We start from the raw sequence: 20,318 nt of genomic DNA on the forward strand, positions 1-20,318 counted from the left end.
AGGGAGTTACGGAAGGTCATTCGGTGCGCAGCCCGTCCGGGCGCATCAGGCGCCACAGGGCCGGCAGGCTCAGCAGGGTCACCGCGAGGATCGCGGCGGCGCCCGCCCCGGACAGCGGCAGGAACAGCCACCAGTCGGTGACGGTCTTGCCGATGATCCGCAGCATCAGGGCGCCGAGCGCGAGGCCGCCCGCCACCGCGAGCCCCATCCCGAGGACGACCGGCACCGCGGTCTGCCACAGGACCGAGCGGGCCAGCGTCGTGCGCCGGGTGCCGAACGCGACCAGGGCCGCCAACAGGCGCCTGCGCTCGCGCAGTTGCTCCAGCTGCGAGACGAGCATGCCGGCCGCGATCAGGCCGAGCGTGGCGAGGGATGCGGCCTGGAGGCCGGTCTGGATGCCGGCGTACTGCCGGTCGCGCTCGATGGTGCGCACGGTGTCGACCCGCAGCTGCGGGGAGAGCTCGGCCGCGGTGTTGCGGATGTACTCGGCCGCGTCCGGCACCCGCTGGTCGACGGTGAGCACGGCGGAGGTCTCGGCTCCCGAGCTCAGCAGCGGGACGTCGATCGCGCCCGGCGTGACGAAGACGCCGTCCTGCTCCTTGCCTGTGGGGTCGGGGCGGGCGGTGACGGTGCGGGCCGATGCGGGCAGCGTCCACAGCCGCTGCGGCTCGCCGGGCTCGGCGGTGTTGAGCGGCTTTCCCGGCCGGGCCGTACGGTCCACCCAGGCCGCCTGCTCGGCGTCGTCGGAGGGGTGCACCACGAAGGCGTCGCCGTCCTTGCAGGAGTCGATGCGGGCCAGTTCGGCCAGCGTCGCGCAGTCGCCGAGGGTGAGCTGGGTGGTGGGCCACCTGTCGTTGGACGCGGCGGGTCCCGGCAGGGTCGCATAGCCGCTGACGGAGCCGATCGCCCGCTGCACGCCGGGGGTCTCCCGGAACGACTCCGTCATGCGCCGGGCGAGCTCGGCGTCCGGGTGGTCGGTGCGGACGGTGTACTGGGCGTGGCTCGCGTCGACGCCCGTCACCTTGTTGAAGTCGTCGTGGATGGCGACGGAGTACATCTGGAGCGCGACGGAACCGGCGACCGCCACCGTGATGCCGCTGACGGTGCGTGCTGCCGTGCCGCTGCTCAACTGGAGCCTGCGGACGGCCAGTTGCCACGACGGCGAACCGCCGTGCAGTCGGCCCACCACCGCCTCGACCAGCCAGGGCAGCAGCGTGATGAGGCCGGTGAGGACGAGGGTGGCGCCCGTGGCGATGAAGGCGGGCGTGAGGTTGTCCAGCAGCGTGATCGCGACGCCGGCCGGCACCAGCGGCAGCGGCGTCCCCCGCACCCCCGGGTTCTGCGACAGGAAGAGCAGCACCACGCCGATGCCCGGCAGCGCGAGGCGCCACCACAGCCTGCGGCGCCGGGTGCGGCCGCCGCGTGCGACACCGAGGGGTTCGATGACCACCGAGCGCAGCGCGGCCAGGGTCACCGTCACCGCCAGGGCGGGCACCGCGACGGCGACGAGCAGCGCGAGCAGCGGCACGGGCCTGAGGTCGCCGGGAAAGAAGCCGAAGCTCCACAGCTTGAGGGGGCCGAGGACCTCGGCGCCGCCGAGGAAGAGCAGGGTGCCGACGGCGAGCCCGAGCACGGCTCCGGCCAGGGCCTCGCCGCCGGCGATCCAGCGTGTGGTGCGGGCGTCGGCGCCGACCAGGCGCAGCGCCGCGAGCCGCCGGTCGCGCCGCTCGCTGCCGAACCGTACGGCGGTGGCGATGAAGAGGGCGACCGGCATCAGCAGGACGACGCAGATCAGGATGACGAGGACGACCAGCATCGGATCGAGCGGCTGCACCTCGCCGATGTTGCCGAACCCGGCCGCCGAAGAGGCGCCGGTGCCGGCGGAGAGGGTGGCGCTGCCCGCGTAGTAGTACAGCTCCGAGGGCTCGACCAGGCCCGCGTCGCCGATGGTCTGGGTGATCTCGTACGGGAGCCGTGGGCGCAGGAGTTCACCCTCGGGGGAGTCGAGCAGGTCGCGCAGTGCGGGGGAGACGGCCATGGTGCCGGGGGCCGGTATGGAGGTCAGGCCGGGCGGAAGCACGGGGTCGGCGTTGGCCGGGCGCAGCACCTTCCCGCCGATGGTGTCGTCGCGGTACTCGGTGTCGGCGGTGGCATAGAGGAGCGAGGCCGACCGGTCGCCGGTGTTCTTGGCCGATCCCGGCGAGAACGGCTGCCGGTCGTGGATGCGGTCCGCCCGCTCGTCCACGAGACGCGGCACCGATGCCGCGCCCAGGAGCAGGGCGACGCCGAGCCCGACACCGACCGCGGTGAGCAGGGTGCGCGCCCAGCCCTCGCGGCCGCCGCTGAGGGCGAACCGGATGCCGAGGCCGAGTTCGTGGAGCCGTCGCTTCATGGGAGAGGACTATACGCACCAGGTATACCTGCTGTGTATACCCGGGGTGCATAGCGTTCGGTGACCCTGTCATTACCGGGCAAATCGGGGCAGCATCAGGAACTCTCGCAACCCTTGGCACGATTCAATCGTCGGTTCCCATGGGGCAGGTGCTCATTCTCACGTACGGAAAAGACGTGATCGAATCCGCTTTGTCCATAGGTGCGGTGTTAGTTTTCTGAGCTGATCTGGCGAGTCTGGTGAGTCATATGAAGGCGAGCGACTGAGGTTATGGGCCGAGCGGAAGAGCGGCGCGCCCGGCAGGGCGGGGCGCGCCGGAGCAAGCAGAAGGTGAAGAAAAAGGGCATACGCCGGTTCTTCACCTGGAAGAAGATGCTCGGCACCTTCTTCGGCCTCTGCCTCCTCGCGATGGGCGCGTTCTATGTCATCTACCTGATGGTGCCGATCCCGACGGGCAACGACGAGGCCCAGTTGGAGAGCAACGTCTTCAAGCTCTCCAACGGCCAGGTGCTCGCCCGCTCCGGCAAGCTGAACCGCGAGGCGGTCTCGCTCGAAAAGGTCCCCGTACCGATCCAGCACAGCTTCGTCGCCCTGGAGAACAAGACCTTCTACGACGACAAGGGCGTCGACTTCAAGGGCACCACCCGGGGCATCCTCAAGACCCTGATGGGCAAGGGCGCCCAGGGCGGCTCGACGATCACCCAGCAGTACGTCAAGAACAACTACCTGACGCAGGAGCAGACGGTCACCCGCAAGCTGAAGGAGATCGTGATCTCCCTCAAGGTCGACCAGCGCTACAGCAAGAACGAGATCCTCGCCGGGTACATGAACACCAGCTACTACGGCCGGGGTGCCTACGGCATCCAGGCCGCGGCGCAGGCGTACTACGGCAAGGACGTCTCCCAGCTGACGCTGGAGGAGGGGACCTACCTCGCGGCGCTGCTCCAGGCCCCCAGTCAGTACGACTGGCAGACGGCGGGTCCCACGGGCAGGTCGCTGGTGCAGGGGCGCTGGAACAAGGCCCTCGACAACATGGTCGACATGAAGTGGCTCACGCCGGAGGAACGGGCGAAGCTGAAGTTCACGCCGCCCCACGATGCCAAGGTCGACCCCGGCATGGAGGGCCAGACCGGCTACCTGGTCGCTGCCGCCAAGGCCGAGTTGATCCGCAACGGGGTGGACTCCGCCGTCCTGGACCGCGGTGGCTGGACGATCACGCTCAACATCGACCCTGCCAAGCAGAAGCTCCTGGAAGGCGCGGTCAAGGACCAGCTGACCAGCAAGCTGGACCCGAAGAAGCGCAAGGTCGACGCGGACCTCCAGGCCGGCGCGGCCTCGGTGGACCCGAAGACCGGCTCGGTGGTCGCCCTCTATGGCGGCCAGGACTTCATCAAGCACCAGCTCAGCAACGCCACCAACCCCACTTACCAGCCCGCCTCGACCTTCAAGCCGGTGATCCTCGCGGCCGCCTTCAACCAGGGCGCCGAGACGCAGGACGGCAAGCAGATCACGGCGAACACCGTCTACAACGGTGACAGCAGGCGGCCGGTCAAGGGCAGCACCATCCCCTTCGACCCGCCGAACGAGGACGACGCGAGCTACGGCCCCATCAGCGTCCAGGACGCGATGAACAAGTCGGTCAACTCCGTCTTCGCGCAGATGGGCGTCGACGCCCACCTCGACAAGGTCCGCGACACCGCCGTGGAAATGGGCATGACGTCCATCAAGGGCCTGAACCCCGTGCCCGCCATGACACTCGGCTCCTACGGCGCGAGCCCGCTCCAGATGGCCGCCGTGTACGCCACGCTCGACAACCACGGCAAGAAGGTCACGCCGTCGATCGTGAAGTCGGCCGAGCACAAGGACCACAAGTACGAGAAGCCGGACCCGATCGGCAGCCAGGTCATCAGCAAGCAGGCGGCCGACTCGGTCACTTCGGTGCTCACCGGCGTGGTCGACGACGGTACGGCCAAGAAGTCGGTGGCCGAGGCCGACAACCGCGACGGCAAGCAGGTCGCGGGCAAGACCGGTACCTCCGACGACAACAAGTCGGCCTGGTTCACCGGCTACACCCCCGACCTGGTCACCTCGGTCGGACTGTGGGGCGAGGCCGCCGAGCCGCGCGTCGTCAAGGTCGACGGCAAGAGCGTGAACATCCCCACGGGCGGCCAGGTCACCATGACCAACGGCGCCGGCGAGGACGGCCGCATCAACGGTGGCTCCATCCCGGCCCGTATCTGGGCCGCGTACACCTTCGACGCGGTCAAGGGCGGCACCGCCAAGTTCGACCTGGACACCGACCAGGGCGCGGCCGTCGAGCCCGCCTACACGCCGTCCAAGGCCCCGTCGAACACGCCCTCCAAGCCTGCGTCGAACACGCCGTCCAAACCGCCGTCCAGGACCCCGTCGAACACGCCGTCCAACACCCCGTCGACCCCGAGCAACACCCCGTCCAGCACGACCTCGCACAAGCCGAAGCCGCCGACGCCGACGGCTTCGCACACGGGCGGGGCGAGCCCGCCGGTGGACGACCCGCTCAACCCCAACGGCTGACAACGGCCGACGGCCCCCACCCCGGGACACCGGGAGTGGGGGCCGTCTTGTTCCGGAGCCGGTTCAGATACGGGTGGGCAGCTCGAACCAGACCACCTTGCCGCCGGAGAGCCGGGTGGCGCCCCAGCGTCTGGCGAGCCGGTTGACCAGGAAGAGCCCGCGCCCGCCCTCGTCGGTCTCGCGCGCCCGGCGCTGGCGGGGCAGCTGCGGGGAGTCGTCGCCGACCTCGCAGCGCAGGACGTCGGTCCTGAGCAGCCGGAGCGTCACCGGCCGCTCCGCGTAGCGCACGGCGTTGGTGACGACCTCGCTCACCAGGAGCTCCACCGAATCGGTCAGCTCCTCCAGGCCCCAGCGCTCAAGGGCCCGGCGGGCGAGGCGGCGGGCCCGGCCGGGGGCGGTCTCCTCCGGGTCCAGGAACCAGTACGCGACATCGCTCGGCGCGATCCCGTCGAAGCGGGCGGCGAGCAGCGCGATGTCGTCGTCGCGGTCGCCGGGGCCGAGCATGTCGAGCACGTCGTCGCAGAGCGCTTCGAGCGGCGGCGAGTGGTCGGGGCCGGTCAACTGGGCGGTGGCGGCGAGGCGTTCACGCAGCTGCTCGATGCCGGTCCACACGTCGCGGAGCCGTGACTCGACCAGGCCGTCGGTGTACAGGAGCAGCGTGGCGCCCGCCGGGGCGTCCAGCTCGACCGCCTCGAAGTCGACCCCGCCCACGCCGATCGGGGCGCCCGGCGGCACCCTGAGGACCTCGGCGCGGCCGCCGAGGTGGAGCAGCACCGGTGGCGGGTGGCCGGCGTTGGCGATGGTGATGCGGTGCGCGACCGGGTCGTACACCGCGTACAGGCAGGTCGCCATGCGGTCGGTGCCGAGCCGCTGGGCCTGCTCGTCGAGGTGGTGCAGGACCTCGGCGGGCGGCAGGTCGAGGCCCGCCAGGGTCTGCGCGGTGGTGCGCAGCTGGCCCATGATCGCGGCGGAGGTCATGGAGTGGCCCATGACGTCGCCGACGACCAGGGCGACCCGGCTGCCGGGCAGCGGGATCGCGTCGTACCAGTCGCCGCCGACCCGGGCGGTCTCGGCGGCCGGCAGGTAGCGCGAGGCGAGCCGCACTCCCGTGGGCTGGGGGAGGCTGTCGGGCAGCATGGTGCGCTGGAGCTCGTCGGCGATGTACGCCTCGCGGCCGTACAGGACGGCCTTGTCGATGCCGAGGGCGGTGTGCGTCGCCAACTGGGCAGCGACCAGGAGGTCGTTGGCCTCGAAGGCGGGCCGTTCGGGGCCGCGCACGAAGACGGCGGCGCCGATCACCCGCCGCCGGCCACGGAGCGGCGCGAGTATCGCCCGCCGCCCGCCGGGCACCGTACGGTCGGGGCCGAGCAGCTCGGCGAGGGCCGCGCGGGCGGCGGGGGACTCCGCGAAGACCGGCCGCACCCCGCGCAGGACCTCGTTCAGCTCGCCGCCGGTGCGCACCTCGCACAGCTCGGAGGCGGGGGTCAGGTCGGGGCCGGGGCCGAGCAGGGTGAGGCCCTCGGCCTCCGCGCTCTCGCTGAGCGCCTCGTCCACTAAACGCAGCCGGTCGGTGCGGCGCAGGCGCAGCACGAACGGTGTTGCCGGGCGCTCGTCGCCGACCGGCAGCGGGTCGCGCAGGTGGACCAGGATGGCGTCGGAGAACGTGGGCACGGTGGCCCGGCACAGGCCGAGGACGATCTCGTCGAGATCTATGCCGCGGGCGATCCGCCGGGTCGCGGCGCCCACGAAGCGCAGCCGGTCGCCCTCGCGGCGGGCCACCGCGGCCGCCCCGTCGCCAGGTCCCGAAGCACCCGATCCGCCCTCGCCGGGCGCCCCGGGCACGCCGACGGAGGGCACGGCGGAGGCGGCCGCGGTGTCCCGGCTGCCGCGTTCGGGCTGGCCGGGCACGGAGGCGGTCACGCCGCCGCTCCGGTCGGCGGCGCGGGCGCCCAGCGGGCTGCGCCGGGCCGGCCCGCCCGGGTCCGGGGTGTCGGCATGGGGCCTCCCCTGCTCCTCAAGAGCGTGAGGAAGGGGCTGCTCGGTGGGCCGGGCGAGTTCCTTGCGCCGGCTCTCGTGCGAGGTGGGCTGGGGCTCCGTCACGCGTCGGGTTCCGTCCGTCCGGGATGAGACATCCACCCTGCCGCGAGCGGCGGCAGTGGCAGCGACAGGGCAAGGATGCGCGATGCGGTCGCTTCACGCCGTATACCCTCCCCCACGTTCTCGAGGCACGGGGGCGGACCCGACCGGGCGGCGGCGACACCGGGCATGCTCCACCCCCCTGTGGTGACATACGGTCAATTCTTGCACCGGGACTGCCGATTACTGCTGGTGGCCCCTGCGTGGCCCCGCGGAGGACGATCCTACGTTTGAACCCCGGGGGCGCATCAAGGGTCTCACGACGTCATATGCGCCGGGGTGCGATCCCAGTCCGCCGGGAGCGCGGGTACGGGCCAGAGCGGATCGGGCCGCCACGCCTCCCAGCCGTCCGAGAACGGGCGGCCCCACGCCTCGATCACCTCGACCGCGGCGTGCCCGGCCTCCCGGACCCGCCCGGCCCGCTCGCCGTCCATCAGGCCGACCCGCTGGGCCTGGGCGAACTCGTCCTCGTCCAGCCAGCGCCAACTCCGGTCCGGATGAACGGAGATGTCGAGGAAGTGGTCCATGGAGTCGATGCCGCCCGACCACCGGGCGCGCGGCTCCTCCAGGTTCACGTACCAGTTCTTGAAGCGCCAGCCCCGCTCCCAGAAGAGCCACACCGACCAGGGCTCGCCGGGGCGCGCCAGCTTGAGCACGCCGGTGCCGAACCAGTGCGAGCGCTCCGTGGTGCGCGGGGCGGTGTAGCGGGTGGCCAGGGGTTCCTTGTGCAGGGGCCGGCCGTCGGCGAGCATCGGGCGGACGCACTCGGTGCCGGGCGCCATCCACACGGCGAGCACGTCGTCGGTGTCCTGGACGACCGTGACCGGACGGCAGATGTGGAACCCGCCCGTTTTCGGGCCGGGGGCGTGATCGCGATAGCGCCAGAGGATCTGGTCCCCTGGCGCCCAGTGTGGGGTGCCGCCTCCTGTACCTGCCATGCGCAGATATTACGGAGTGCGGTCAAGACCACGCTGCGATACAGATCACCCGGTCTCAGGGACGGGTCATCCGCAGCACGTCCAGCGCCTCGTCGAGCTGCTCGACGGTGAGGTCGCCGCGCTCCACGTAGCCGGATTCGAGGACCACTTCACGAATGGTCTTCCGCTCGGCCAGGGACTTCTTGGCGACCTTGGCGGCCTCCTCGTACCCGATGTACTTGTTGAGCGGGGTGACGACGGACGGCGAGGACTCGGCGTACTCGCGGGCCCGCTCGACGTTCGCCGTGATGCCGTCGACGGTGCGGTCCGCGAGCAGCCGGGAGACGTTGGTGAGCAGCCGGATCGACTCCAGGAGGTTCTTGGCGATCACCGGCAGCATCACATTGAGCTCGAAGTTGCCGGCCGCGCCGGCCGTGGCGACGGTCGCGTCGTTGCCGACGACCTGGGCCGCGACCATGAGGACGGCCTCCGGAATGACCGGATTGACCTTTCCGGGCATGATCGACGAGCCCGGCTGGAGGTCGGGAAGACTGATCTCGGCCAATCCCGTACGCGGCCCCGAGGCCATCCAGCGCAGGTCGTTGGAGATCTTGGTGAGCGAGACGGCGATGGTGCGCAGCTGCCCGCTGGTCTCCACCAGGCCGTCGCGCGCCCCCTGCGCCTCGAAGTGGTCCCGGGCCTCGGTGAGCGGAAGGCCGGTGGCCCGCGCGACCTCGGCGATGACGGCCGCCGAGAAGCCGTGCGGGGTGTTGATGCCGGTGCCGACCGCCGTGCCGCCCAAGGGGAGTTCGGCCAGGCGGGGCAGCGAGGAGCGCAGCCGCTCGATGCCGTACCGGACCTGCGCCGCATAGCCGCCGAACTCCTGGCCGAGGGTCACCGGGGTGGCGTCCATCAGGTGCGTACGGCCCGACTTGACCACGTCGGCGAACTCGGCCGACTTGCGCTCGAGCGCGGTCGCCAGGTGGTCGAGGGCGGGGATCAGGTCGGCGGTGACGGCGGCCGTCGCGGCGATGTGGATGGAGGAGGGGAACACGTCGTTGGAGGACTGCGACGCGTTGACGTGGTCGTTGGGGTGGACGTCGCGGCCGAGCCGCTCGGTGGCGAGCGTGGCCACGACCTCGTTCATGTTCATGTTCGAGGAGGTACCGGATCCGGTCTGGAAGACATCGACCGGAAAGTGCTCGTCCCAGCGCCCGTCGGCGACCTCCCCGGCTGCCTCCTCGACGGCTCCCGCGATGTCCTTGTCGAGCACGCCGAGCTCGGCGTTGACCTTGGCCGCGGCCGCCTTGACGCGGGCCAGCGCCTCGATGTGGGCGCGCTCCAGGCGCTGCCCGGAGACGGGGAAGTTCTCCACCGCCCGCTGCGTCTGCGCCCGCCACTTGGCCTGCGCGGGGACCCGCACCTCGCCCATCGAGTCGTGCTCGATGCGGTACTCGCTGTCGTTCATGTCCGCTGAACCTCCATGCAAAGTTGAGCACTTGTCTTGTTCTAACTATTCCCAACACGCCTTACTGGCCAGTAAATACCGGTGGTAACCAATATCCGGGGAGGCGCAATGAGGCGCACCAGACACAGGCTTCGCTGTACGTTCGCGGCCACCGTGGCCGCAGCGGCGGCGTTCGGCGGCATGGCGGCCGGCGCGACGACCGCGCAGGCAGCGGCCACGCCGTCAGTCCAGTCCACTCCGCTCTCGCCCGAGCTGGAGAAGATCCGGGCGGCCGAGGCGACCCAGCTCTACGGCAGCCCGGCCGAGCGGCCGATGGCCGACCGCAAGACCGGCTTGATCTCGCTGGGCGACAGCGAGATTTCCGGCGAGGGCGTCGGCACCTACGAGGCCGGCACCAACGGCCCCGACAACTGGTGCCACCGATCGCCCGACTCCGCGATCCACCGCACCGGCATCCCGGCCGACGAGACGTACAACGTCGCCTGCTCGGGCGCCTACACCGGGAACATCGTGATCGGCGGGACCAAGCAGTACGCCGACGAGCTGGTCCAGAGCGACAGCCTCGCCATCAAGGCGCGCAACACCCGCATCAAGATGGTGCTGCTCGTGGCCGGGGCCAACGACGACCTCCAGTTCGGCCCGGTCATGACCGACTGCGTCGAGCGCTATCTGCTGCTCCAGGGACCGTGCCAGTCCAAGTACGAGTCCGGCTGGCAGGCCCGTGTCGACGGGCTCGTGCCCAAGGTCGAGCGGACCGTGAGCGACCTCAAGACCGTGATGCGCGACGCCGGTTACACCGACGGCTCGTACAAGCTGGTCGTGATGGGCTACCCGAGCCCGATCGGCCCCGACTTCCACGACAACCCCAGCTTCCCGGGCAAGCTCGCCTGCGGTGGTCTGGGCTACGACTCCGACACCGTCTGGGGCCGCAACACCGCGGTGCCCGCCTTCGAGGTCGGCATGCGCAAGGCCGCCGAGGACACCGGCGCGACCTACCTCGACAACTCGCGGCTCTTCAACGGCCACGAGGTGTGCATGGAGGACACCTGGGCCCGGGGCCTCTACATCGACCTCTCCAAGCCCGGACTGCCGGACTCGAACTCGGTCCGCCAGTCCTTCCACCCCAACTACCGGGGCCACGGCGCCTTCGCCTCCTGCCTCACCCAGCTCTACAACTCCGGCGTCCAGGAAGGCAGTTGTGCCGACCCGGCGTCCACCGGAACCCCGACGCTCTACCCGCTCGCCTGGGACGACGCGTACAAGCCCCTGAAGAACGCGGCGACCGGGACGTGCGTCGACGTCACCGCGGCGAACAGCGCCAACGGTACGACGGTGGGCGGCTGGGACTGCCACGGAGGGCGGAACCAGGGCTGGTGGTACGACAGTGACCGGGGGTCCGTCCACACCCAGCTCACCCAGGACCGCTGCCTGGACGTGCCCGGGGCGAACTACACCGCCGGCGCCAAGCTGATCATCTGGAACTGCTCGGGCGCCGCCAACCAGGAGTGGGTGCGCCAGTCCGGCACCCTGCGCCCGGCCGCGGCGAGCACTCTGTGCGCCACGCTCGGCGCCGCCAAGGACCCGCTCACCCTGCGGCCCTGCGACGCCACCGCGAGCCAGCGCTTCGCCTGACCCGCACGGCACCCGGCCCCGTCACGGACAGCCGTCCGCGGCGGGGCCGAGGTGCGCCACCTCGATGGCCGAGGGGGACAGGGCCGCCGACACCCGCACGCGGGCCCCGAAGCCGAGCGGGGTGCGCGCCCTGGCCGCGTACTTCAGCGACCTGCCGCGCACACAGAACAGCACCTCGCCGTAGCCGCCGCGCGGGATCGGCGTGACCACCCGGCCCGCCTCGCCGACCAGCGCGTGAGCCGTCGGCGACCTTCTCGCGCGGCGCCGGCGCAGTGCCCGGTCGAGCCCCGTCAGTAAGCCGCCGGGCCCGAGAAGAAACCCCAACTGCGCCACCCCTCCCGGTGGTTGAACCTCCCCGGCCGATGCGGCGGCCGGGGCGATTGCGGACACATGCCAGGATAGGTGGCTAATTCACACGGCCCTTAGGGCCTTTGGACCCTATTCGGCCCCGGTCTCAACTAGACGCCCCGGACGGGGATGTTCAGGAACGTCGGCGGCTCGGCGGGAGCCTGGAAGAAGTCGTTGCCCTTGTCGTCCACGACGACGAACGCCGGGAAGTCCTCGACCTCGATCTTCCACACCGCTTCCATGCCGAGCTCCTCGTACTCGACGACCTCGACCTTCTTGATGCAGTCCTGCGCCAGACGCGCGGCCGGGCCGCCGATCGAGCCGAGGTAGAAGCCGCCGTGCGTGCCGCAGGCGTCGGTGACCTGCTTGCTGCGGTTGCCCTTGGCCAGCATCACCTTGGAGCCGCCCGCCGCCTGGAACTGCTCGACGTAGGAGTCCATCCGGCCGGCCGTCGTCGGGCCGAACGAGCCGGACGCGTAGCCCTCGGGCGTCTTGGCCGGACCCGCGTAGTACACCGGGTGGTCCTTCAGGTACTGCGGCATCTCCTCGCCCGCGTCGAGCCGCTCCTTGATCTTGGCGTGCGCGATGTCGCGGGCCACGACCAGCGGGCCGGTCAGCGAGAGGCGGGTCTTGACCGGGTACTTGGTGAGCTCGGCCAGGATCGCGTCCATCGGCTGGTTGAGGTCGATGCGTACGACGTCGTCGTCGCCCGCGTCGAGATGCTCGTCGGTGGTCTCCGGCAGGAAGCGCGCCGGGTCGGTCTCCAGCTGCTCCAGGAAGACGCCCTCGGCGGTGATCTTCGCGACGGCCTGGCGGTCGGCCGAGCAGGACACGGCGATCGCGACGGGCAGCGAGGCGCCGTGCCGCGGCAGGCGCACCACGCGCACGTCGTGGCAGAAGTACTTGCCGCCGAACTGCGCGCCGATGCCGATCTTCTGGGTCAGCTCGAAGACCTTCTTCTCCAGCTCCTCGTCCCGGAAGCCGTGCCCCAACTCCGAGCCCTCGGAGGGGAGTTCGTCCAGGTAGTGCGCGGAGGCGTACTTCGCGGTCTTCAGCGCGAACTCGGCGCTGGTGCCGCCCACCACGATCGCCAGGTGGTACGGCGGGCACGCGGCGGTGCCGAGCGAGCGGATCTTCTCCTCCAGGAACTTCATCATGGAGGACTCGTTCAGGACGGCCTTCGTCTCCTGGTAGAGGAACGACTTGTTGGCCGAGCCGCCGCCCTTGGCCATGAAGAGGAACTTGTAGGCGCCGCCGTCGGTCGCGTACAGCTCGATCTGCGCGGGCAGGTTCGAGCCGGTGTTCTTCTCGTCCCACATGGTGAGCGGAGCCATCTGCGAGTACCGCAGGTTCAGGTTGAGGTAGGCGTCGTAGATGCCGCGGCTCAGGGCCGCCTCGTCGCCGCCCTCGGTGAGCACGTTCTGCCCGCGCTTGCCCATGACGATCGCGGTGCCGGTGTCCTGGCACATCGGGAGCACGCCCGCGGCGGCGATGTTCGCGTTCTTCAGGAGGTCGAGCGCGACGAACTTGTCGTTGCCCGAGGCCTCCGGGTCGTCGATGATCTTCCGCAGCTGAGCCAGGTGCGCCGGGCGGAGGTAGTGCTGGATGTCGTGGATGGCCTCGGCGGCCAGCTTGCGCAGCGCCTCCGGCTCGACCTTGAGGAACGTACGGCCGTCGGCCTCGAAGGTGGAGACACCTTCGGCGGTCACCAGGCGATACGGCGTGGTGTCCTCTCCCAGGGGGAGAAGGTCGGAGTACTGAAACTCTGGCATTGCGGCCATTCCTCACTCGGCAGACAGCTGCTGCACCTCCATTGACACAGCACCCACCAGCGTATGCCGCCGCCACCGGCGCGATCCTGTGAGGTAAGGCTCAGTTGCCGAGCTCGCCCCATCCCGCGACTAGTCGCGATCTATCGCGTTTGGGTACGCTGGCTCCGTGGACCTCGAAAAGCACGCTCAGCCGGACCCCGCGGAGCCCGCGAAGGCCGACCTCACCAAGCATGCCGAGCCCCCGGCGCTGCGGGCCTCCGACGCGGACCGGGACCGGATCGCCGACATCCTGCGCGACGCGCTGGCCGAGGGCCGGCTCGATGCCGCCGAGCATTCCGAGCGCATCGACGCGGTCTACCGCGCCAAGACGGTCGGTGAACTGGAGCCCCTGGTCCAGGACCTGCCCGCGGCCGGAGCCCGCCCGCGCCCGCTCGCCGCGCCCGATCCGCGCGTGCCGGGGGAGTCCGACGTACCGGTGGACGCCGAGAACCTCGTCGCGGTCTTCTCCGCCTCCACCCGCAAGGGCCGCTGGCGCGTCGGCAAGCGCACCAACGCCTTCTCGCTGTTCGGCAGCGTGGAGATCGACCTCACCGAGGCGCTCTTCGAACAGCGCCTGACCGTCATCAACGCGACTGCGATTTTCGGCAATGTGGAGGTCCGGGTCCCGGAGAATCTGAGCCTGCGTGGCAGCGGCACCGGCATCTTCGGCAACTTCGAGGTGCACACCCTGGAAGCCGACGATCCTGAGGCACCGGTGGTCGTCGTCAATGGATATTCCGTCTTCGGCAACATCGAGGCCAAGCCGAAGCGGGGCAAGCGCATCGCCGACCTCCACGACCGGCTGCGCAAACGGCTCGAATCCTGACGGCCGGAACGGCGCGCGGCGCGCCGGGTTCAGGCCATCGGCGACCCGAGCGAAGTTCCGCACTACGGAACTCAGTGCATAGGCACGCGTACAGCGGGTAGGGACTGTCGCATCGTCGCTCGCTCGCGAAGCCGTCGTCAGGAGTAGACCGTGCTGCATCCGCCGCATCATTCCCTGCAGGTCGCCGCCGTTCCGCCGCAGCGTGGTCCAGCTCGGGAGGACCAGGCGGGCCCATGGCATGCGGAGGCGGTCTGCCGCCGGGACGAGGCGGGCCTGTTCTTCGCCCCCTCCAAGGAGCCGACGGCCGCCCGGCTCTCCCGCGAGGAGGCCGCCAAGCGGGTCTGCGCCCGCTGTCCGGTGATGGTGGAGTGCCGCGAGCACGCCCTGCTCATGCCCGAGCCGTACGGAGTGTGGGGCGGCCTGACCGCGGCCGAACGCCGGGTGGTCATCGCCCGCCGCCGCCGGCGCGAGGTCGAACTCAAGAAGGCCGCGTCCGCCGCATAGCTCCGCACACGGCTCTGCGTACGTGAAGGGGTGCCCCCGCCGCACTACGGGGACGCCCCTTCACATACGTAGGAACTGCCTTGACCCGGTGGGTACTTGGCGCAGCGACTACTTGGCCCGGTCGAAGTCGACGGCGCTGTAGGCGCGCAGCTTGGACAGGCGGTGGGTGGAGTCGATCTGGCGGATCGTGCCGGACTTCGAGCGCATCACGAGGGACTGGGTGGTGGCGGTCTCGGCGCGGTAGCGGACGCCGCGCAGGAGCTCGCCGTCGGTGATGCCGGTGGCGACGAAGAACACGTTGTCGCCGCTGACCAGGTCGTTCGTGGAGAGCGTACGGTCCAGGTCGTGCCCGGCGTCGATCGCGCGCTGGCGCTCGGCCTCGTCCTTGGGCCACAGCTTGCCCTGGATGACACCGCCCAGGCACTTGATCGCGCAGGCCGAGATGATGCCTTCCGGGGTGCCGCCGATGCCCATGAGCAGGTCGACGCCGGTGCCTTCGCGCACGGCCATGATCGAACCGGCGACGTCGCCGTCCGAGATGAACTTGATGCGCGCGCCGGTCTCCCGGATCTCCTTGACGATGCCCTCGTGGCGGGGGCGGTCGAGGATGACGACGGTGACGTCCTCGGGCGAGGACTTCTTGGCCTTGGCGACCCGGCGGATGTTCACCGAGACCGGGGCGTTGATGTCGACGAAGTCGGCGGCTTCGGGGCCGGTGACCAGCTTGTCCATGTAGAACACGGCGGACGGGTCGAACATGGTGCCGCGGTCGGCGGCGGCGAGCACGGCGATCGCGTTGGGCATGCCCTTGGCGTTCAGGGTGGTGCCGTCGATCGGGTCGACGGCGATGTCGACCTCGGCGCCGGTGCCGTCGCCGATGCGCTCCCCGTTGTAGAGCATGGGGGCTTCGTCCTTCTCGCCCTCGCCGATGACGACGACGCCGTTCATCGAGACGGTGGAGACGAGGGTCCGCATGGCGTTGACCGCGGCGCCGTCCGCGCCGATCTTGTCCCCGCGGCCGACCCAGCGGCCGGCGGCCATGGCGGCGGCCTCGGTGACCCGCACCAGCTCCAGGGCCAGGTTGCGGTCGGGAGCCTCCGGGGAGACTTCGAGTTCGGACGGCAGATGATGCTCGGTCATCGGAGCGCACCTTTCTGTACGGCGACGGCCGCAGGATAAAAGAGGGTGCTAGGACTCTATCGGCACATCGACAAATTGAGCAGTGGGGCCCACGTATGAGCGGCGACATGACCTGAGACCATGGGGTCGTGGCAGGAACGCGCAGCAGCAAGCAGACAGTCCGGAACATGCTGCAGTCGCTGGCGGTGATCGGCATCGCGGCGGCTGTGATCTATGTGTTCATCCCGCACGACGAATCGGCCGACCCGGTCCAGACCGTCGACTACAAGGTAGAGCTCACCATCGCGCGACGGGCCGCGCCGTACCCGGTGGCAGCCCCGGTCGGCCTGCCCGACCAGGACAAGTGGCGGGCGACCTCGAAGTGGTACGACGGCGCCAAGAACAACGCCTGGCACCTGGGCTTCCTCGACCCCGAGAACCAGTACGTCGCGATCGAGCAGTCGACCGCGCCCTCGGACAAGTTCGTCGCCGAGGTCAGCAAGAGTGCGACGAAGACCGACAAGTCGCAGCAGATCGCGGGCGCGACCTGGACGTTCTGGGACGGTCCCAAGTACGACGCCCTCGTCCGCCAGGACCAGGGCTCCACGACGGTGGTCACGGGCACGGCCCCGTACGAGCAGCTGGTGACGATGGCGGGGGCCCTGGAGTCGAAGAAGACACCGCCGCCGACGCCGACGGGCTGAGACTTCCTGACGTACACCGCGTACGAGGCGTGTGCGCCTCGCACGACGAGGGCCGCCGCACCGGAATGGTGCGGCGGCCCTCGTCGTATGCGCTGGGTGCTGAGCGTCGGCTCAGACCGTGGTGACGACGTCCTCGTAAGCCAGGCGCGGGCTGCGCGGGTACCAGGCGTTCTCGCCCGGCTTGCCGATGTTGACGACCATCAGCGGGGTGTGGTCGTCGTCCAGGAACTCCTTCTGGACGCCGGCGAAGTCCAGGCCGGTCATCGGGCCGGCGGCGAGGCCTGCGGCGCGGACGCCGATGATGAAGTACGCGGCCTGCAGCGCGGAGTTGAGCAGCGCGGCTCCCTCGCGGACCGGGCGCTCCGAGAAGAAGGCGTCCTTGGCGGCCGGGAAGTGCGGGAAGAGCGCGGGGAGCTCCTCGTGGAACTCGTTGTCCGCGGAGAGGATCGCGACCAGCGGGGCGGCGGCGGTCTTCGGCTGGTTGCCCTCGGCCATGTGCTTCACGAGGCGCTCGCGGGCCTCGGCGGAGCGGACCAGGGTGATGCGCAGCGGCGACTGGTTGAAGGCGGTCGGGCCGTACTTGACCAGGTCGTAGATCGCCTGGACCTGCTCGTCGGTCACCGGCTCGTCGGTGAACGTGTTGGCGGTGCGGGCCTCGCGGAAGAGGAGGTCCTGGGCGGCGGGGTCAAGGGCGAGGGACATCTGGAAACACCTTCCGGGCTGCTGATCAAGCGATGTCCCGACGGTACGGCAGAGTTACATTAACTTTCAACTAAATCCACCTGAGCGTGATCAGCCTCACAGGGGGCCTTCCTTCGGTCTGCGGACCGTGGGTGGCTGGTCGCGCAGTTCCCCGTGCCCCTAGCAGGATGGTGCCGGCCCGGATCGGCATCTTCAGCCGTCCCCCGGCGGGTTTCGGGAAGGGGCGGGGTGGGGGTCTCCCGGGGTCTGGGGCGGAGCCCCAGGAACCCGGCACCGGAGGGGCTCAGCCCTCGTCGGCGGGCTCCGCCAGCGCCGCGTCGAGGCGGGCCCGGGCCCCCTCCAGCCACCGGCGGCACACCTTGGCCAGCTCCTCCCCCCGCTCCCAGAGTGCGAGCGACTCCTCCAAGGACGTACCCCCCGCTTCGAGCCGCCGTACGACGTCGATCAGCTCGTCCCGCGCCTGCTCGTACCCCAGTGCCGCGTCGCCCGACGCGGCCTCGTCCGTCTTGGCCATGTGATCCACCCTAAGTCCGCGGTACGACAGTGACGTGCAGCTCGCCCTCGGCGACGCGGGCGCGCAGATCCTCCCCGGCCTCGACATCCTCGGGGGAACGCACCACCTCGCCCCCGGCCCGCTGGAGCACCGCGTACCCCCGCTCCAGGGTGGCCTTCGGCGACAGGGCCACCACCCGGGCGTGGGTGTGCGAGAGCTCGGAGTCGGCCCGGTCGAGGTGGTGGCCGAGAACCCGGCGCGAGCGGTGGAGCAGCGCGTCCACCTCGTCGGCCCGGTCGTCGACCATCCGGTGCGGCCGCTCCATCCAGGGCCGGCCGAGCACCCCGGCGAGCCCCCGCTCCTCCCGGTCGACGAGGCCGACGACATGGCGGCGGGCCCGGTCCCGCAGCATCCGGACCCGGTCGAGCTCCTCGCCGACGTCCGGCACGACCTTCTTCGCGGCGTCGGTCGGGGTGGACGCGCGCAGGTCCGCGACCAGGTCGAGCAGCGGCGCGTCGGGCTCGTGCCCGATCGCCGAGACCACCGGCGTACGGCACTGGCCGACCGCCCGCACCAGCTGTTCGTCCGAGAACGGAAGCAGGTCCTCCACGCTGCCGCCGCCGCGCGCCACGATGATCACGTCGACGTCCGGCAGCTCGTCGAGCTCCTTCACCGCCTGGACGACCTGCGGCACCGCGTGCACCCCCTGCACCGCCACGTTGCGCACCTCGAAGCGCACCGCGGGCCAGCGCCGCCGCGCGTTCTCCAGGACGTCCCGCTCGGCCGCCGAGGCCCGCCCCACCACGAGCCCCACGAGCTGCGGCAGGAACGGGAGTTGGCGCTTGCGATCCAGGGCGAAGAGCCCCTCCGCGGCCAGTGTCCGCTTCAACTGCTCCAGTCTGGCGAGCAGTTCACCGATGCCGACGGGCTTTATCTCCACCGCCCGCAGCGAGAGCTGGCCGCGCGGCGCGTACCACTCGGGCTTCGCGTGCACGACGACGCGCGCGCCCTCCGAGACGACGTCGGCCACCGCGTCGAACACCTGGCGATAGCAGGTGACGCCCACCGAGATGTCGTGCGAGGGGTCGCGCAGGGTCAGGAACACCACGCCCGCGCCGGGCCGCCGCGAGAGCTGGGTGATCTGCCCCTCCACCCAGACCGCGCCGAGCCGGTTGATCCACCCCCCGATGAGGCGTGACACCTCGCCGACGGGGAGCGGCGCGTCCGCACTCGTATTCAGAGCCATGTACGCAGGCTAGCCCGCCCCACCGACAGTCCCGCCCGGCGCCGGGGGCTCCGCGTCGGCGCCGCCCCGGCGGCCCCACTGCACGGCGAGCACCACCAGACCCACCGCCAGCCAGCCCAGGCCCACCAGTTGGGCCGTGGCCGTCGCCTCCCAGATCACCGCGACGATGACGGCCGCGCCGAGCACCGGAATCACCACATGGCTCAGCCAGTTGGGGGCGCCCTCCATGCGGCGGACCGCGTACCAGCCGACCACGGAGGCGTGCAGCAGGAAGAACGCGGTGAGCGCGCCCATGTCGACCACCGAGACGAGGTGGTCCATGCCGTCGTCGCGCCGGGCCGCCCACACCGCGGCCACCAGCGTGACCACCGCGGCGAGCAGCAGTGCCGCGCGCGGCACCCCCGAGCCGGTCCGCGACAGGAAGCGCGGCAGGCGCCGGCTGCGGGCCATCGCGAAGACGAGCCGGCCCGCCGCGGCCTGCCCGGCCAGCGCCGCGAAGGCCGCCCCGATCGCCTTGCTGACCGCGACCAGGGTGTGCAGCCAGCCCCCGACCGAGGCCTCCACGGTGTCGTAGAACGCCGAGCCCTGCCCGGCCGGGTCGGCCGCGAGCTGCGCCGACGACATCGGTTCGAGCAGCGCCGCCAGATAGGACTGCACGACGAACAGGAACCCCGCGAGGACCAGGCAGAACAGCACCGCCCGCGCCACCTTCGCCGAGCCTCCCGTCACCTCCTCGGCGAACGTGGCGATCGCGTCGAAGCCCAGATAGGACAGCACCGCGACGGACACCGCGCCGAGCACCGCCCCCGGCGAGAATCCGGCATCCCCGCCGAGCGGCGAAAGCCAGCCCCGCTGCGCCCCGTCCCGTACGAGCACGACCGCCGCCGACACCACGAAGACGAGCAGCACCACGATCTCCATGGCGAGCACCGCGAAGCCGACCCGGGCCGCGGCCCGTACGCCCCACAGGTTCAGGAGGGTGGTGATCACCACCGCGATCGCCGTCCACACCCAGCGCGACACGGAAGGGACCAGGGAGTTCATCGCGATGCCGGAGAAGAGGTAGGCGACCGCCGGAATGAGCAGGTAGTCGAGCATCGCCATCCACCCGGCGATGAACCCGGGCCCCTCGCCGAGCGCCTTGCGCGCGTACGCGAACACCGACCCGGCCAGCGGCACGACCCGCACCATCTGGGCATAGCTGAACGCGGTGAAGCCCATGGCGACCGTCGCCACCAGATAGACCAGCGCGACCGCGCCGTGCGACTTGGCGTCCAGGGTGCCGAAGATGCCGACGGGGGCCATGGGCGCGATGAAGAGCAGTCCGTAGACGACCAGGTCCCGGAACCCGAGGCTCCGCCGCAGGTGACCGGCCCCCTCGGCCACCTCGCCCGGCCCGGTCCCTTCCGTCCGCCTCCCGGGCTCCCGGTGCTCCCCGTGCTCCTCGCGTACGCCACTCATGCGGCC

General features: G+C 70.8%; 16 protein-coding genes. 5 read left to right on the plus strand and 11 right to left on the minus strand.

Features of this window, described 5'->3' with window-relative positions:
* Nucleotides 1-16: 16 nt before the first annotated feature.
* Nucleotides 17-2,392, minus strand: a complete 2,376-nt coding sequence (locus ABD346_RS25545) for an ABC transporter permease (RefSeq protein WP_344378022.1) — start codon at nucleotides 2,390-2,392, stop codon at nucleotides 17-19.
* 270 nt (nucleotides 2,393-2,662) lie between these two features.
* Here ABD346_RS25545 and ABD346_RS25550 point away from each other — a divergent pair, with 270 nt between their 5' ends.
* A complete protein-coding gene (locus tag ABD346_RS25550; protein WP_344378023.1) occupies nucleotides 2,663-4,945 on the plus strand; it encodes a transglycosylase domain-containing protein in 2,283 nt (760 codons plus the stop codon).
* Between the two features lie 63 nt (nucleotides 4,946-5,008).
* Here ABD346_RS25550 and ABD346_RS25555 read toward each other — a convergent pair whose 3' ends face one another.
* The 3 genes from ABD346_RS25555 to ABD346_RS25565 form a co-directional block, all read right to left on the minus strand.
* Nucleotides 5,009-7,045 carry a SpoIIE family protein phosphatase gene (locus tag ABD346_RS25555; protein ID WP_344378026.1) on the minus strand — a complete coding sequence of 679 codons (2,037 nt, stop codon included), beginning with the start codon at nucleotides 7,043-7,045 and terminating at the stop codon, nucleotides 5,009-5,011.
* 293 nt (nucleotides 7,046-7,338) lie between these two features.
* Nucleotides 7,339-8,019 (minus strand): cytidylyl-2-hydroxypropylphosphonate hydrolase, encoded by a 681-nt coding sequence (gene fomD / locus ABD346_RS25560; RefSeq protein WP_344378027.1) that lies wholly within the window; start codon nucleotides 8,017-8,019, stop codon nucleotides 7,339-7,341.
* Between the two features lie 55 nt (nucleotides 8,020-8,074).
* Nucleotides 8,075-9,466: a class II fumarate hydratase gene (locus tag ABD346_RS25565; RefSeq protein ID WP_344378028.1), complete on the minus strand. Its 1,392-nt coding sequence runs from the start codon at nucleotides 9,464-9,466 to the stop codon at nucleotides 8,075-8,077.
* Between the two features lie 108 nt (nucleotides 9,467-9,574).
* On the opposite strand from ABD346_RS25565, the gene ABD346_RS25570 reads away from it, so the two are divergent.
* On the plus strand, nucleotides 9,575-11,098 hold the full coding sequence (locus ABD346_RS25570) for a ricin-type beta-trefoil lectin domain protein (protein WP_344378030.1): 1,524 nt from the start codon (nucleotides 9,575-9,577) through the stop codon (nucleotides 11,096-11,098).
* Nucleotides 11,099-11,119: 21 nt separating this feature from the next.
* On the opposite strand, the gene ABD346_RS25575 is transcribed toward ABD346_RS25570, so the two are convergent.
* A complete protein-coding gene (locus ABD346_RS25575; RefSeq protein WP_344378032.1) occupies nucleotides 11,120-11,422 on the minus strand; it encodes a hypothetical protein in 303 nt (100 codons plus the stop codon).
* A gap of 134 nt (nucleotides 11,423-11,556) precedes the next feature.
* Nucleotides 11,557-13,218: a fumarate hydratase gene (locus tag ABD346_RS25580; RefSeq protein ID WP_344378033.1), complete on the minus strand. Its 1,662-nt coding sequence runs from the start codon at nucleotides 13,216-13,218 to the stop codon at nucleotides 11,557-11,559.
* Between the two features lie 166 nt (nucleotides 13,219-13,384).
* On the opposite strand from ABD346_RS25580, the gene ABD346_RS25585 reads away from it, so the two are divergent.
* Together ABD346_RS25585 and ABD346_RS25590 are read left to right on the plus strand one after the other, a co-directional pair.
* Nucleotides 13,385-14,083: a DUF1707 SHOCT-like domain-containing protein gene (locus ABD346_RS25585; protein WP_381227602.1), complete on the plus strand. Its 699-nt coding sequence runs from the start codon at nucleotides 13,385-13,387 to the stop codon at nucleotides 14,081-14,083.
* A gap of 150 nt (nucleotides 14,084-14,233) precedes the next feature.
* Nucleotides 14,234-14,587, plus strand: a complete 354-nt coding sequence (locus ABD346_RS25590) for a WhiB family transcriptional regulator (protein ID WP_053726269.1) — start codon at nucleotides 14,234-14,236, stop codon at nucleotides 14,585-14,587.
* Nucleotides 14,588-14,695: 108 nt separating this feature from the next.
* Here the strand turns inward: ABD346_RS25590 and glpX are convergent, their stop codons facing one another.
* The gene (gene glpX / locus ABD346_RS25595; RefSeq protein WP_344378035.1) at nucleotides 14,696-15,727 is read right to left on the minus strand and encodes a class II fructose-bisphosphatase; all 1,032 of its coding nucleotides are present in this window, start codon (nucleotides 15,725-15,727) and stop codon (nucleotides 14,696-14,698) included.
* A 128-nt stretch (nucleotides 15,728-15,855) separates the two neighbouring features.
* Between glpX and ABD346_RS25600 the strand changes: the two genes are divergently transcribed.
* Nucleotides 15,856-16,410, plus strand: coding sequence for a DUF4245 domain-containing protein (locus ABD346_RS25600; protein WP_344378036.1), 555 nt, complete (start codon nucleotides 15,856-15,858; stop codon nucleotides 16,408-16,410).
* 111 nt (nucleotides 16,411-16,521) lie between these two features.
* Here the strand turns inward: ABD346_RS25600 and ABD346_RS25605 are convergent, their stop codons facing one another.
* The 4 genes from ABD346_RS25605 to ABD346_RS25620 form a co-directional block, all read right to left on the minus strand.
* Entirely contained in the window at nucleotides 16,522-17,112 is a 591-nt protein-coding gene (locus ABD346_RS25605; protein ID WP_344378038.1) for a malonic semialdehyde reductase, read from the minus strand.
* Nucleotides 17,113-17,395: 283 nt separating this feature from the next.
* Nucleotides 17,396-17,626 (minus strand): exodeoxyribonuclease VII small subunit, encoded by a 231-nt coding sequence (locus ABD346_RS25610; RefSeq protein WP_344378039.1) that lies wholly within the window; start codon nucleotides 17,624-17,626, stop codon nucleotides 17,396-17,398.
* Nucleotides 17,627-17,636: 10 nt separating this feature from the next.
* Entirely contained in the window at nucleotides 17,637-18,851 is a 1,215-nt protein-coding gene (gene xseA, locus ABD346_RS25615; RefSeq protein WP_344378041.1) for an exodeoxyribonuclease VII large subunit, read from the minus strand.
* Nucleotides 18,852-18,860: 9 nt separating this feature from the next.
* Nucleotides 18,861-20,312, minus strand: a complete 1,452-nt coding sequence (locus tag ABD346_RS25620; RefSeq protein WP_344378042.1) for an APC family permease — start codon at nucleotides 20,310-20,312, stop codon at nucleotides 18,861-18,863.
* Nucleotides 20,313-20,318 lie beyond the last annotated feature (6 nt).

It is taken from the genome of Streptomyces mauvecolor (assembly GCF_039532965.1).
Classification (GTDB): domain Bacteria; phylum Actinomycetota; class Actinomycetes; order Streptomycetales; family Streptomycetaceae; genus Streptomyces; species Streptomyces violascens.